This is a genomic window from Paenibacillus naphthalenovorans, from assembly GCF_900099895.1.
Classification (GTDB): Bacteria; Bacillota; Bacilli; order Paenibacillales; family NBRC-103111; genus Paenibacillus_G; species Paenibacillus_G naphthalenovorans.
This window is the reverse complement of record NZ_FNDY01000006.1, coordinates 1-13991: the sequence shown is the minus strand read 5'-3', so window position 1 is coordinate 13991 and position 13991 is coordinate 1. Positions and strand designations below refer to the sequence as shown.

Sequence of the window (13991 nt, the reverse complement as noted above, 5' to 3'; positions counted from 1 at the left end):
GATAAAATAGCTGTTTACGGAATGCTTTGGTTCCAAGTAAAAACGGTATCGCGCTGGGCTTCCACGTTCCTGGCCAACCCGGTATCATAGGTTACCGGAAGGTGAGGCAGGATGAGTTCCGCAACGCGGTAAGCTTCCTCAAGCAGCGGGATACCTGAAAAGATGAATGTCGAGATGCCGGCATCCCGGTACTCCTGGATTCGCGCAAGGACGGTCTGGGGACTGCCGACGATGGCCGTGCCTGGTCCGGGTCTTACAAGACTGAGACCAGCCCACAAGTCCGGATAGATTTCGAGCTCTCGTGCATCGTCCGGAATGCGGCCGTTATGGAATTTGAGCATGCGCTGCTGGCCCACGGAATCCGTGCCGCGAAGCAGAGCCTGCGTGTGCCTCACCGTGGCTTCGTCCATGGTGCCCAAAAGCCGGTTTGCTTCCTCCCAAGCCTCCTCATCGGTGTCCCGAACGATAAGATAGAGTCGAATCCCGTAGCGGAGAGTGCGGCCATGCTTAGCGGCAAGCGCTGAAAGATCTCTAATCTTCTCTGCGACTTGGGTAGGGGGCTCACCCCAGCTTAAATAGGTGTCTATGTGCTTTGCCGCGGTTTCATGCGCCGCCTGCGACGAACCGCCGAACCAAAGGGGCGGCGTCGGCATCTGCACCGGTTTAAGCTGCAATGCCTGTCCCTCCGCGGTAATATACTTGCCATGAAAGTCCAGCCTCTCGCCTGCAACTGCCTTGCGCCACACGGTAATCCATTCATCGGTGTACGCGTAGCGCTCGTCATGCTCAAGCGTTGAACCGTATGCACGCATCTGTGTTGAGTTGCCGTTAATGATGTTCAATAATACTCGCCCCTGCGAGAGCTCATCGAACGTCTGTGTCATTTTTGCCGCAAGCACCGGAGAAATAAGCGGCGGGGAAACGGCGATCAAAAATCGCATCCGCTCCGTGCTCGTAATAAGCGATGAACCGAGCACCCAGGTGTCGTGCGGCCCCGTTGCGAGCAAAGCGCCGGTGTAGCCCAAATGATCTATGGCGGAAGCGATTTGCCGCAGATATGGCAGGTCAATTTTCCGCGCACCGTTCGGCGTCCACGGATTACGCCCGTCAGGTGCGGTGAGGTACCATAATACTTCCACCCCATCCTTGTGTGCCGTCATGTCGTCACCCTCCTAAGCGCAGCCGTGGGTGCTAAAACCGCATCTGCAACCGTAATCGGCCGGGAGAGGAGGCCTTGACGGGCAAAGAGATCAGCTACACGCTGCTGCTCGGAGACAAAATCCTGACTGACAGGGTGAAGACCCCATGGCCGCCGCCGGAGCGCGTCCTCCCAAGCATCGATAGAAGGCCAATCGGGCAGGTCGCGGGCAAAAATCTCGGCAGCCTCACGATGATGCTCCCGAACCCATGCATCCGAACGCTGCAATGCACTGACGACCGCGTCGAGGATCTCCGGCCTGTTCGTTGCAAAGTCACGACTGGCGAACCATACAGATCGGTGAGAAATAAAGGGGGCGACAGGGAGAAGCGTGCGAACCGCACCGTCACGCTGAAGTGCTGCAAGCTGCGGATCGTTTCCAATCCATGCCTCGACCTCCCCGGCCACCAGCGCATCATCCCCTCCGCGACTCAGATCGATCCGCTCGATGTCTTTGTAGGCTAAACCATGTTGATCGAGCGCGGTGATGAGAAAACTGGTCTGCCACGAGCCTTCGGCAAGGGCAACACGCCGGCCTTTCAGGTCCGCAATCGAGTTCACAGGCGAGTCGGTACGAACAACAAGCGCTCCGCTTGCGGGGCGCGGTTCCGAGATGGCGACATAAACCAGGTCAATGCCGGAAGCTTGCCCGGTTAACGGCGGAGTAGCACCCGTGCCGCCGAAATCGATCTCTCCCGCCGCCAGTTTTTGAGGGGTTCCCGCCCCGTCTTCATAATCAACCCAGGCGACCGCTGCGCCATGCTCCTGGAGAATGCCCTCTAAAATGCCTGTGCGGCGCAGCACGAACAGTGAATGGTTATTCGGATGCACGCCGATCTTAACGTCGGCGCCAGCAATGTTAGTCATGATTGGACACTCCTTCATAGTAATTTTTTTCTGCGGCGGCCAACGGTCCGGCGTGGACCCACTCCCGGACGTTGAAATCACCAGCAAGGAAACCGTGTTCGAATAGAAATTTACGTTGGGCGTCAAGAGCAGCGAGCAAGTTCTCATGCAGTGCGGGCCGAAGAGATCCGTTCCGATAAGCCGTCTCGACAAATTCAGGAGAAGCGCCCGTCTCGGCGGCAATGACCCGGGTTAGATCACCGCGATGATCGGCGGCCCAGTCGGCAGCGCGAAGCAGAGCTGTAAGAACGCGCTCAACGACACCAGAGTGCTCGATCAGTTCCGCATCGACCGTCACAGCTCGTGGCACACCGTTATTCACCCGCACAAGCGGGTCCGGGTGAAACCCGAGATCTGCGACCTCGCGTACATCCAACGTGCGGGCTGCCTGGAGACCGGTTGCGCCTTTTACGAAGATGGCATCGACCTCGCGGCGACGAAGCGCGTCGATCTCGGTGTCCCAGGAATCACGGCGGCCGGCGGAGGGAGCCTCAAGATCGACAGGTTCGACATCGTCAAGCGTGAGTCCGGCTAGCCACAGTGCGCTGTGGAACCCCCGAAGTGCCTGCGCTGCCCGGAAGTCGATCTCTAAATAACGGTGACGGGGGATACCGATACGGCGTCCTCGCAAATCGGCAGGTCCGGAAATATTGGCGTCAGGGAGCGCAAGAATCGTCTGGTACTCATCGACCCAGACAAGAGCCACCAGCCGTGTGTCACGTCCCGTCGAGCGCGCCCACAGAGCCGGAATGTTGCCCCCTTCGCGGACGAGGAACGGAAGCGAGTGGTCAAAGTGTGCCCCGTGCATGGCAGCATCCTTTTCATCCTGCAGCACACTGGCAAGAATCCCCGCTTTCGCAAGCTCCTTTTGCAGAAATCCGCGGTCAAACGCAACGCTGCTTGCCGTCGGAACCGGACAGCGTGTAATCGATATACGTTCGACTGTCGTTTTTTTACTGGACATGACGTATCCTCCTTGAATTCTACTTGTATACAGATCCCAGTCATTGCACATCAACCGATCGGATCCGAACGAGCACATGCCCTACCTCTTTTCTGTCGGACACCTCCTTTCTTTTGGTCGCTTTCCGCATGATTCAAATCGTCCCCAGTCCGAGAAATACCGAAAGAATACCAATGGATATATACCATCGGGCTTTTAGCCTCCTTATAAACCCCATCTTATATTTGCCGTTCCGAGGCAGTGGTTGCCGCATCCTTTTCGATTTTCATTCCGGCTAAAAAAATTAAACCTCGATGTCAGCAAATGTTTGCTGGCAACGAGGCCTCCATACGAATGGTTAGCAATCCTATATTTCTTATTTATATAGTTGGTATTATGATTATAATTATTGCTTGGAACTTCTGTCAATAAATTAGACAACCTTCCAGTATCAAGCATCCACTACCCCATTACCGGACACGGTTTGTTCGATTCCTTCTGAATAAGCGCACCACAAAATTGTAAACAAATGCAGCGCACTTACCGATATATGAATCAGTAAAAACATTCCTGGTCTCTTTTCAGCAAAGGAGACCTTCAATTATCCAATTATTCTTTTGACAGCCATGAACATCCTATAGGAGGTAATTCAGTGCATCGTGGTTTCAAAACTAAATTGATGATGATCATGGGCTTTTTCAGTATTGTATTGACACTCAGTGTGTCGTTAGTGAACCAACACCGCTGGAAGGATAATTTAATAACAAGCTACATGAGAGAGGTCTCTTTGGTTGAAGACATCATCGTCAACGCTGTCTCGGACGCCGACAAAGCATTTCAAATGCTGGACAGCGATATCGAGAAAAAGATGAGCGACTATTCAGACCGGCTGTTAAACAAATACCGGGAAAACCCGAATGTAGAATCATGGGACTACCAAGCACTGAAAAATGAATTGGATGGGATGGACATCTATATCATAGATGATACGCAAACGATCCTATACAGCAGTTTTACCAAGGATGTAGGATTGAATTTCAGAGAAAAAGACGGCACCTTGGGTCCATTCGCACAGCTCTTAAGAGAAAGGCTGAAAGGAAACCAATTCGTAGCGGACGGCCTGGATCAGGAAACCAATACGGGCAAATTAAAAAAATACAGCTACGTCCCCACGCATGACCATAAATATTTGATCGAACTTGGCTTGTACCAAGAAAATAATCCGATTTTCAAGAGCTTTAACTTCCTTGAAATCAGCAGTAAACTGAAAGAAAAATACAGCTATATCAATGACATCACTGTGTATACAACCTCGGGAAAAGCCATCGGCAAATCAGGCGAAGATGGAAAGTCGCTCCTGGTCGCCGACGAAAACAGGCCAATCTTCAACAAAGCGGTCCATGATAAAATAGTGCAAAAAGTAAAAAGAACGATACATGGCGATCCTGTCACTTATCGCTATGTCCCATATATCGTTCAATTTGAAACCGATATGGCTAAGCATACGGATCAACGCATTATTGAAATTGTTTACAACGAAAAAGATTTAAAAAACAAACTAAAGCAAAATAATCAAATCTTCTTGCTTCAGCTATTTGCTACCATCGCCTGTGCCTTAATGATTTCCTACATTATTACAAGGCTGGTTGCAAGACCAATGTACCTGGCATCACATGATTTGCTAACGGGCCTTTCAAATCGCGCAGTTTTCGAAAATTCGCTTATGTCAAGCGTTGAAAAAAACAAGAAAAAAGGAAGAAAAACAGGGTTATTGCACATAGACCTTGATAATTTCAAAAAGATCAACGATACGCTTGGACACGAAGCGGGCGATTATTTTCTCAAAGAAGTGGGCAGGAGAATCCGCTCCGTTGTTAATGATCCGAACGATATCACGGCACGTCTTGGAGGAGACGAATTCGTGATCATCCTTAACCATGTAATGGATGAAAATGCAGCCTCGAAAGTTGCGCTTCAGATTATTCAAGAGTTAAAGCGCCCCATCGAAATTAAAGGGGCGGATGTCGTAAAAGAGTATAACATTACCGCATCTATCGGCATTGCTCTTGCTCCTGATCATGCTCAAGACTCGGACGAATTATATAACTGTGCAGATCAGGCGCTCTATCATGCAAAACGTACCGGCAAAAATACATTCAGCGTGTATAACAAAGCTTGAAAGCCTTATTTTTCATCCACATTGTGATAAACGCGCTGGACATCCTCCAGATCTTCAAGTGCATCGATCAGTTTCTCGAACTGCGCTAATTCGTCTGGTGCAAGATTCACGTAATTTTGCGCAAGCATGGTCAGTTCCGCCACGGTAAATTCCGTAATGCCCGCCTGCTTAAGCGCGGTTTGGACGGCATGAAACTGGTCCGGCTCGGCATAGATGATAATGGAATCATCTTCTTCTGTGATATCTCGAACGTCCACATCGGCATCCATTAATAACTCCAATACTTCGTCGGATGTTTTCCCTTCAACGCCGATAACCGCCGTCGGGCTAAACATATAAGATACAGAACCACTAACTCCCATGTTGCCGCCGTTCTTATTAAAAGCCGAGCGTACGTCCGCTGCAGTGCGGTTGACGTTATTCGTAAGCGTATCAACGATAATCATGGCGCCGCTCGGTCCGAATCCCTCATAACGGAGCTCCGAATAATTGTCCTCCGAGCTTCCTTTGGCCTTTTCGATGGCCCGGTCGATTATGGCTTTCGGCACATTGTATGTTTTGGCCCGCTCAAGCACGAATTTTAACGCTTGATTGGATTCCGGGTCGGGTTCCCCTTTTTTCGCCGCTACATAAATCTCTATTCCGAATTTGGCATAGACCCGGCTCGTGTTGGCATCCTTCGACGCTTTTTTCTCTTTAATATTATTCCACTTACGCCCCATGTTTTACCTGCTTTCTTTTTTGTACTTTATTCCAGCTTGCAGCAAAACAAGCCATACGGATTCTCTCTTCAATTATATTATATTAAATAAAACGATATCTGGACAAGCTCTCACATCGTGGAAACCCCATACCAATGAATGATTCCACCCGATGGCAGTCGGATATAAACCGTCCCCCGCACTTCTTGATATTGGAGGCCTTTAGGTAAAAAGTTAAAAATAGTTTACAAAATGTCAAAAATAAATTACCATATACACCAAAGGAGGCGATAAATCGAATATGCAGAAAAACGGCAGACTATATAATAAACTAAACGTGCTAAGAGCTGAAAAAAAGTGGACACAGCAAGATTTAGCCAAAAAAGTCGGAGTTTCGAGACAAACCATCGCTTCTATTGAAGCCAATCGCTATAATCCATCCCTGATTTTAGCCTTTGAGATTTCATTTGTTTTTGATAAAGAGCTGCAGGAAGTTTTTCAATACGAATTAGTCGAGGAGAAATCATGATGTTTACTCTTATCGGTATCATTTTATCTTTTATCGGACTTGCCGCGGTCATCTTTTCAGCGTATTTCATTAAAAAGGAAGGGGGAGACGAAAGAGGGGATAAAATATTGGGTATGGCAGGAATAGTCGTTTATTTTTCATTTTTGTTAGGCTATTTGGTTATTTTTATGATCAATACGATCGTGCCGCTAAATGGAGAACAATATACGTTTGCCTTCACTTGTTTATTTGCATTCGTTGTCGTGTCTTATGCTATGACGATAATAAGTTTGAAAAGACGGTATTAGCATATGGGAATTTGCGGCCAAGCCATTAAACCGGCCCGGCAAAAATCAGCGGGGGCGGGAGGAGGCCGCCTGTTAAAGCGGGGACCGTCGTTTGTCAAACTATAAACCGGTACCCGGATCCCCAGACCGTACCTATATATTGAGGCTTGGACGGGTTCTCCTCGATTTTCTCCCTGATCCGGGCGATGTGTACCGTAACCGTGGACGCATCGCCAAGCGCATCCATCCCCCAAATCCGTTCAAACAGCTCTTCCTTGCCAAATACCCGGTTGGCATTTTGCAGAAGAAACAGAAGCAGGTCGAATTCCTTATGAGCCAACGTTACTTCTTTCCCGTTCACAAAAACCCTTCTGGCCTCCTTCTGGATCTCCAGCCCCCTGACCCGGATCTTGCCGCCTTCGTCAACATGGCCGAACCGTTCTTTCATCCGTTCAAACTTGTTTAGATGAGCGTTAACCCGGGCCACCAGCTCGCCGGAGCTGAAGGGTTTTGTAATATAATCGTCCGCGCCAAGGCCAAAACCGTTAATTTTATAAATTTCCTCCGCCCTGGCCGATACCAGCAGCACGGGAATATCCTCCTTCTCGCGGATCGTTTTCAAAACCTCGAATCCATCCATCCCCGGCAGCATAATATCCAGAATGATGAGGTCAAACGTTTCCTCCTCCAGAGCTTTCAAACCGTCCGTTCCGCTATTGACGATCTTCACGGAAAAGCCGCTCAGCACCAGATAATCCTTTTGCAGATTGGCTATGCTTTGATCGTCCTCAACAATCAATATCTTTTTTTTCATCGTAACCTCCAAAAATGCTAATACTTTTTCAGAGATATCATCATGCGGGTTCCTTCTCCTACAGTGCTTCTGACCCAGATCTTTCCTTCATGGCCTTCCACAATTTGTTTGGCAATAGCCAGCCCAAGGCCGCTGCCGTCCACACTCTTTCTAGACGGATCCGCACGGTAAAATCGTTCAAAAATATGGGGAAGGTCAACCTCGGGTATTCCTTTTCCATTGTCTCTGATTTCTATGATAGCGGATGTCCGGGTTTCCCTTAAAATAATATCCACCTGTCCGTTAACCTTTTCCATATACTTCCTAGAATTATCGAGAATGTTTTGAATGACCCGTTTCAACCTTTCCCTATCGATTAACACATAGACGGGCTCCTTCAATTCACTGATCAGCGCCAGTTTGATATTCGCCTTTTCATATTCATAGCGATGGTCAAACACGCAATCCTCGAAGTACTGCTCCAGATTTGTTTTTTCAAAATGATAAGGGATTTGGTTCAAATCCAGCTTGGAGTACAAAAGAAGATCGTCAATCATGGCGTTCACCAGCATCGCCTTTGATCGTGCCGTTTCCAGGTATTCCTCCATTTTGTCCGGTGTGTTGGCTACCCCGTCGATAATGCCTTCGATATATCCTTTAATGGAAGTCACAGGGGTCTTTAAGTCGTGAGAGATGCTGGATATCAAAAATTTCCTGTTTTCATCGTATTTCTGCTGCAGATAAACAGACTCCTTCAGCTTAATCCTCATGAACTCCAGCGTCCTGCACAGTTCCCTGACCTCTCCCTCGCCTTCCTCCGCAATCCCGAAGCTTAAATCGCCCTCACTAATTTTAACGGCGGCATCTCTCAGCCTGGCGATCGGTGTAATGATGCCGCGGGAGAACCGGTAGGAAACCCAAAAGTTCATGATCAAAAAAGAAAGAATAAAAAAGCTGACCGTAAAGATGCCGAGAAACAGGTAAAAGCCCGTTTTCAGCTTGATCGGCGCAAGCAGCAGCAAAACGCCCTTATCTCCCGATTGAAGGCTGTAGTCCGCTCTGGCAAACATATAGGTTTTGCCCTCCAGCTCCAAAGTATCAAGATTGGGCATATTATCGGACAACATCAAGCTTTTTTCAATGTCGATGGCATTAAACTTTTTTGTGGTATATACAACCTCTCTGTTTTTCAAAATAACGGCATTCGCCCCCAAAGCCTTAACCCGATCGGACAGCTCCTGCTGATAGGATTTATCAAGCAGTTGTTCGAACTCTAGGGTCTGCGCCCCCCTCTTGATCTCGCCGATCCCTGATCGGACTTCAAAGATCCTTTTGAAATCGTCGATATCCGCTTCCGGACCAAGCACTTTCGTATAAGCTGCAACGAATATGATGACAGCCAGAACGGTTAATGCAATGGAAACCAGCACGGTCAGCGCATTCATCATAAAAAAGCGTTTGGTTAATTGCATTTGGAGATACCTTTCTATATATCCTTGCGGTCAAACAAATAATAACCCGCTGTAAATAACATTATACCACAGCCCGACATGATCAGGATCTGGCGGAAAATTTTAAAACCGTTGACCGTTTCCGAAATCCAAAGCGTATACCAGTCAAACATGGAGGTAATAAAGAAACTCGAAAAATTGGAAAAAACGATGCCTAAAAAGTTAAACCCGATAAAAATAATGATCGAGAGAAAAAAAACCGCCAGTCCGCCCCGAAGGATATTGGACAGCAATACCACGAGAAGACCAAATACAAAAACAGGAAAAAACGTTGTGACATAAGACAAAACGACCCTTACGATTCCCGTCAGGCTGGCGGACGAAGGATTAAATATAAACCCGGCAAGCAAAGAAAGAATCATCACAAACAGCAGGTTTACAGCAATGAACACGGCTAAATTCAAAACCTTCGCGCTGAATACACCGAATCTGGAAACAGGCCTGGTGAGCGTGATTTTCATTGTATTTGACGAAAATTCGCCGTTAAACATATCGATGGCCACAAAGGTTGCAAAAAGAGGCAGGATCGTATAAGAAAACATCGATAGAACCACCAAAGGAAATTCGGTGCTGCCTACAACTCTTAATCCAAGACCATGCTTAATTGCCGTAACGGCAACTTGTCCGATCACCACGGCAAGAATGGATAAAGTGGCGGCCGCAATCATTTTTTTCTTTTTCAACAGCTTGACGGTTTCATTGATAAATGCAGCCTTAAACCCTGCCATTCCGGTCCACCTCGCTAACAAAATAATTTTCAAGTGACGAATAATTGGAAAGGATATTATGGGTATATTCCACATTGACCAGCTTTCCGCCGTAAACCACTCCGATCCGGGTGCAGGTCAGCTCGACATCATGGATCAGGTGGCTGGAAATAAAGAACGTGGTTCCTTCTTCCTCGGCAAGCCGCTTGATCATCCTCCGCATATCCAGCATACCCTCGACATCAAGTCCGTTTAAGGGCTCGTCCAATATTAACAACTTTGGCCTCGAAAGAATCGCTGCCGCTACCCCAAGCCTTTGTTTCATCCCAAGCGAGAACTTTCTCGATTTTTCATTTTTATATTTTAACATGCCGGTGATTTCAAGACATTCGTCGATTCTTTGCTGGTCCACCTGCGGATAAAACCTGGCAAACAGCTTCAGGTTTTCGTTTGCCGTTAAATAAGGATACGACTCCGCCGTCTCGATAATACACCCCACATGCTTCATCGCATTGACATAGTCCTCTACAATGCTGGCGCCGAAAATCTTCACGTCGCCGCGGTCCGGCTTCATGAGTCCCGCCATCATTTTCATAGCGGTCGTCTTCCCCGCGCCGTTTGGTCCCAAAAAACCGAAGATATCGCCTTGATCGACTTCCAAATTCAAATCGCTGATTCCCCGGCCGTTTTTATATACTTTGGTAAGGTCTGTGATTTCAATCGCTTTTGTCAAAGATAACATCCCCCAATACAAATGACATAGCTGTCCCTGAAGTGAAGTTCAAGTTCACTTCAGGGACAGCCTTTCGATTACTCTTCAAATACGCGGTCAAATTCCCCGTCGAAATACGGGTGACTTGCATTGGATCTATACGAGTTTTCGTCCAGGATTTCTATGTTCAGGTCGAGATAAATTTTACCGGAGCTGCTCGGATGAAGCTGCCCGTTTTCCTGCTCGCCTTTGGAATTGGTATAAGTAAAGAAGGACATCGCCTTTGATTGGTCCGGATTATATTCAAAATTAAAGTTATATTTGTCAGGATAGTCGGACTCGAATCCGGGCTTCACAGTTTCGTAGTATTTGCCCGTCACTTTATTATTTTCCACGCTCGTGATTTCAAGGATTCTCTCGCCGATTTTCACGAATTTGCCGTTTTTCTCGAGGACGATGTTATTTTTATATTTCCCCACATACTTGCTGCTAAATCCGCTGGAATGGCTCACTTTCTCGACGTTTGCGCCTGTCAGATCAGGCTTTGTAATTTTCGTATTTCCAATGTCGGATAGCTTGAGAACCACGCTCAGCGATAAATTATGCTGGACTCCGTTTTTGTCTTTCCCGGAAAGAAACACATCGCCCGTTACATTTTCCAATAATCCCGCTTTGTTTTCAACGGCCGTGCCCGAAATCTTTTTAACAAAAACATCGCTATCAATAACCGGCAGCTTCAAATTTTTATCCGCGCGGCTTTGGGAGCTGATAAACTGCTTTATACCGAAGGAAGAGACGGCATTGACTACGGCAGGCACCTGCGCCTCAGACAAGCTTCCCGAGTATACTCGTCCGCCCTCTGGTCTTTCTTCAGCCTGCACATAGTCCTTCAAAGTGCCGACGATGGCGTCAACGATCTTTTCGACCTCCGGCGCCCCCTTCTCGTTAAACGGATTGGTAAACCTGTTCCCTATTTTCCTGTTGAGATCGTCGGGGTATTCCGTCACATAATATTTGTCTTCCGTTCCGCTTTTCCAAATCGAAAGCTTCTGGTCGGAATACGAATATTCCGTTGATGTTTCGCCATTTGATTTTTGAATCTTACCCGAGCTTTCAAAAACTTGCTTTTCATTATCGATTTTATTGAAGTGGGAAGCCTGAAGCAAGGTTTGATCGTTATCCTTCAGCGTGTACAGCGCCTCGATGGTGTAGTTGTTCAATCCCTTCTCCATCTGCGCCGCGGTATTTTTTATTGAACCTTTAAACCGGTCATAGCCTGAGCCAAGCGCCATATCGGCAAAGGCTGTGGAGATAAAGACACACGCTCCGATCGTAAATGAGAGGACAGTCATCGCATTTTTACTAAGTTTCATTTCGGATCTCCTTTATTTATCTTTTATTTCATCTTGGGGAAACGTTTCCTTACCTTTCATTATAATCAGGGCTTATTGAATCCTTCTAAAGAAACTATTAACAATTTATAAACTCATGCCGGTGCAAAATATATCAAACCGTAGGCGCTCGAGCGCACCCTGAACAAGCTTCTGGAACGATTAGACGATACATGTCGATTTCAATGGATAAGACGTAAGTCTCCGAACTTGTAGCCAAACAAAAAAAAGCCACTGGCAGTGGCTGTAAATCACGAAAAATTGAACTTCAAGAAAGTACAGACTTTCCCCTTTATCCATCCTGTTCCCTTACAATTAACCCGAGCCATCCATGGATAGACGGTATCTCCGTTTACTCTTGCCGCTGAGTTTCATCAGGAACTCATAAACGACAGGCACGATCAAAAGCAGCACGATAGCATTCGTGACTACGATACCGATCAGCATAAGCGCCCCCATCATGGCCGATACACTGAGCGTCTCCCCCGTGACGAAAAGTCCGACAAGACCACCGATAACCGTAAACGGGAGCGAGAACATAATCGCAACGGCGGCTGCCATCGCGAGACCCAGTTGGGTAAAGGTTTCGTTGATCTGTTCCGTAACGCCGCCGAATTTGACTTCAACGTCCGCCGGTTTCTCCAAGTCTTCGATTTTTGCCTCAAGATCGGAGGATGCCTTCGCTACATCTTTTGTGGTGATGTCGTCATTAATGTCGACGACCATCCTGCCTTCGTTGCGCGTGATGGTGTTCGGCGACTGAAATAAGCGATACGTACACCGGGTTATTATTTGTTAGCTGGGTGACATAAAGAAGAACAGCATAGTTTCGAATCCAAATTCCGACTGTAACAATACCCGTGAAAGAGTAATGGTTCGAACATAAGGATTGGAAAACAGCTTTAATACCCCATTTCCTTCAACATTCTTGATAACGTGCGCAGCCTTTCACCGATCAGCTCATCATCATCACTCAGGGCTTGACTGAACAGTTTGATATCTTCATTGATTTTTTCATTGTCCGTACAAACAGCCACAGTCATAGCATCCCCCTGCAGACCAACCCTGTCGATGACAGGATTATGCGGATCATATAGATGCTCGTATCTGTAGGCTTCGCGGAAATGCGCCAAGGAGCGGCAAATCAGAATAGACAGATCAAGAACGCGATGGAGAGGCAGCTCCTCGGATTGCCGCGACCATTTTTCCCCTGTATATCTCCATACTTTCGCAGAAATATCGACCTTTCCCCTATCGTTCCACTGAGCTAATCCCAAGGAAAGACCTTTCGCATCTGTATTTCCGGCAAGTCGACCGTCAACCTGCTCATAGTTTTCAGAAACGACAACAGGCTTATGTTTTAACGTAGTAGGAATTTTCATTTTGTTTCCTTCTTTCTGTTACTAAATTAGTAATTAACTGAATCACTAATTTATTGTATTTCATTTTTTATCTTTAGTCAATTCGGTATTCGGCTGTTACCAGTTATTTGGGCCAAAGGGGAAAAAAGCCCATGTATCAGGACATGAGCTTTCTCAGCAATAAATAGGAATCTTGGGATAAGGCATCGAACACAGCGGAATCAACCTGAGAAATGGACGCGCAACCGTAGTTTAACTCGATAAGCGCTTGGTAAGCGGAGAAAGGTGACTCGCTTTATCGATGGCGCTTTCTACCAGCTTTGTGGTGAGAATCCGCGCTTTGTAATCAACTTCATTAACGCTTGCTTCTCAATTCGCGACAATATATAAGTGCAACATTAAAAGGAAGGGCAACCCCTTCCTTCACCGTTTCTGTTTATAAAACTCATGATACAGCTTCATCAATGCCCGCTTCTCGATCCGCGATACATAAGAACGCGATATGCCCAACTCCTTGGCAATTTCGCGCTGCGTACGTTCCTCTCCTCCAGCCTCGAGTCCGAAGCGGCCGACAACCACTTCCCGCTCCCGTTCATCCAATATATCGAGGTTTCGGTAAATTTTCGATTTTTCAATCTTCAACTGTACTTTATCCACGACATCATCGGTTTCTGTGCCAAGAATGTCAATCAATGTAATTTCATTTACACTAACTTGTTATCAGTATAATGGTTCTCTGTTAATTTAAATTATGCACCCAGTGTTAATATGTTGTGTATATGTTTTTTAAGTAA

General features: G+C 47.1%; 13 protein-coding genes and 3 pseudogenes. 3 read left to right on the top strand and 13 right to left on the bottom strand.

Annotated features, from left to right (window positions below):
• Positions 1–14: 14 nt before the first annotated feature.
• From BLT35_RS07885 to BLT35_RS07875, 3 genes are read right to left on the bottom strand one after another with little or no spacing between them, the layout of a single operon-like run.
• The gene (locus tag BLT35_RS07885; protein ID WP_054818773.1) at positions 15–1160 is read right to left on the bottom strand and encodes an LLM class flavin-dependent oxidoreductase; all 1146 of its coding nucleotides are present in this window, start codon (positions 1158–1160) and stop codon (positions 15–17) included.
• A complete protein-coding gene (locus tag BLT35_RS07880) occupies positions 1157–2065 on the bottom strand; it encodes an aliphatic sulfonate ABC transporter substrate-binding protein (protein WP_062409161.1) in 909 nt (302 codons plus the stop codon). Before BLT35_RS07880 ends, BLT35_RS07885 begins: the two co-directional genes overlap by 4 nt.
• Positions 2058–3068, bottom strand: a complete 1011-nt coding sequence (locus BLT35_RS07875; RefSeq protein ID WP_062409162.1) for an ABC transporter substrate-binding protein — start codon at positions 3066–3068, stop codon at positions 2058–2060. Before BLT35_RS07875 ends, BLT35_RS07880 begins: the two co-directional genes overlap by 8 nt.
• 631 nt (positions 3069–3699) lie before the next feature.
• Between BLT35_RS07875 and BLT35_RS07870 the strand changes: the two genes are divergently transcribed.
• Complete coding sequence (locus tag BLT35_RS07870; protein ID WP_074727475.1) at positions 3700–5226, top strand: GGDEF domain-containing protein; 1527 nt, start codon at positions 3700–3702, stop codon at positions 5224–5226.
• A 5-nt stretch (positions 5227–5231) separates the two neighbouring features.
• Here BLT35_RS07870 and BLT35_RS07865 read toward each other — a convergent pair whose 3' ends face one another.
• Positions 5232–5948 (bottom strand): YebC/PmpR family DNA-binding transcriptional regulator, encoded by a 717-nt coding sequence (locus BLT35_RS07865; RefSeq protein WP_062409164.1) that lies wholly within the window; start codon positions 5946–5948, stop codon positions 5232–5234.
• 280 nt (positions 5949–6228) lie between these two features.
• Between BLT35_RS07865 and BLT35_RS07860 the strand changes: the two genes are divergently transcribed.
• A complete protein-coding gene (locus BLT35_RS07860) occupies positions 6229–6456 on the top strand; it encodes a helix-turn-helix transcriptional regulator (RefSeq protein WP_062409165.1) in 228 nt (75 codons plus the stop codon).
• Positions 6453–6743, top strand: coding sequence for a DUF2178 domain-containing protein (locus BLT35_RS07855; RefSeq protein WP_235594124.1), 291 nt, complete (start codon positions 6453–6455; stop codon positions 6741–6743). The genes BLT35_RS07860 and BLT35_RS07855 overlap by 4 nt, the downstream gene beginning before the upstream one ends.
• Before the next feature lie 94 nt (positions 6744–6837).
• Here BLT35_RS07855 and BLT35_RS07850 read toward each other — a convergent pair whose 3' ends face one another.
• The 9 genes and pseudogenes from BLT35_RS07850 to BLT35_RS07815 form a co-directional block, all read right to left on the bottom strand.
• Entirely contained in the window at positions 6838–7536 is a 699-nt protein-coding gene (locus BLT35_RS07850) for a response regulator transcription factor (protein WP_054819368.1), read from the bottom strand.
• 17 nt (positions 7537–7553) lie between these two features.
• Complete coding sequence (locus BLT35_RS07845; RefSeq protein ID WP_074727474.1) at positions 7554–8987, bottom strand: sensor histidine kinase; 1434 nt, start codon at positions 8985–8987, stop codon at positions 7554–7556.
• A 14-nt stretch (positions 8988–9001) separates the two neighbouring features.
• Positions 9002–9754 (bottom strand): ABC transporter permease, encoded by a 753-nt coding sequence (locus BLT35_RS07840; protein ID WP_074727473.1) that lies wholly within the window; start codon positions 9752–9754, stop codon positions 9002–9004.
• Positions 9741–10466: an ABC transporter ATP-binding protein gene (locus BLT35_RS07835; protein WP_062409169.1), complete on the bottom strand. Its 726-nt coding sequence runs from the start codon at positions 10464–10466 to the stop codon at positions 9741–9743. Before BLT35_RS07835 ends, BLT35_RS07840 begins: the two co-directional genes overlap by 14 nt.
• A gap of 77 nt (positions 10467–10543) precedes the next feature.
• A complete protein-coding gene (locus tag BLT35_RS07830) occupies positions 10544–11818 on the bottom strand; it encodes a hypothetical protein (RefSeq protein ID WP_074727472.1) in 1275 nt (424 codons plus the stop codon).
• A 423-nt stretch (positions 11819–12241) separates the two neighbouring features.
• A pseudogene (locus BLT35_RS07825) lies at positions 12242–12595 on the bottom strand (efflux RND transporter permease subunit); the annotation flags it as partial.
• Positions 12588–12736, bottom strand: a pseudogene (locus tag BLT35_RS27510) (MFS transporter); the annotation flags it as partial. The pseudogenes BLT35_RS07825 and BLT35_RS27510, both read right to left, overlap by 8 nt.
• A gap of 2 nt (positions 12737–12738) precedes the next feature.
• A complete protein-coding gene (locus BLT35_RS07820) occupies positions 12739–13218 on the bottom strand; it encodes a DUF6530 family protein (RefSeq protein WP_054819366.1) in 480 nt (159 codons plus the stop codon).
• A gap of 402 nt (positions 13219–13620) precedes the next feature.
• Positions 13621–13902 (bottom strand): annotated as a pseudogene (locus BLT35_RS07815) (sigma-70 family RNA polymerase sigma factor); the annotation flags it as partial.
• Positions 13903–13991: the final 89 nt, after the last annotated feature.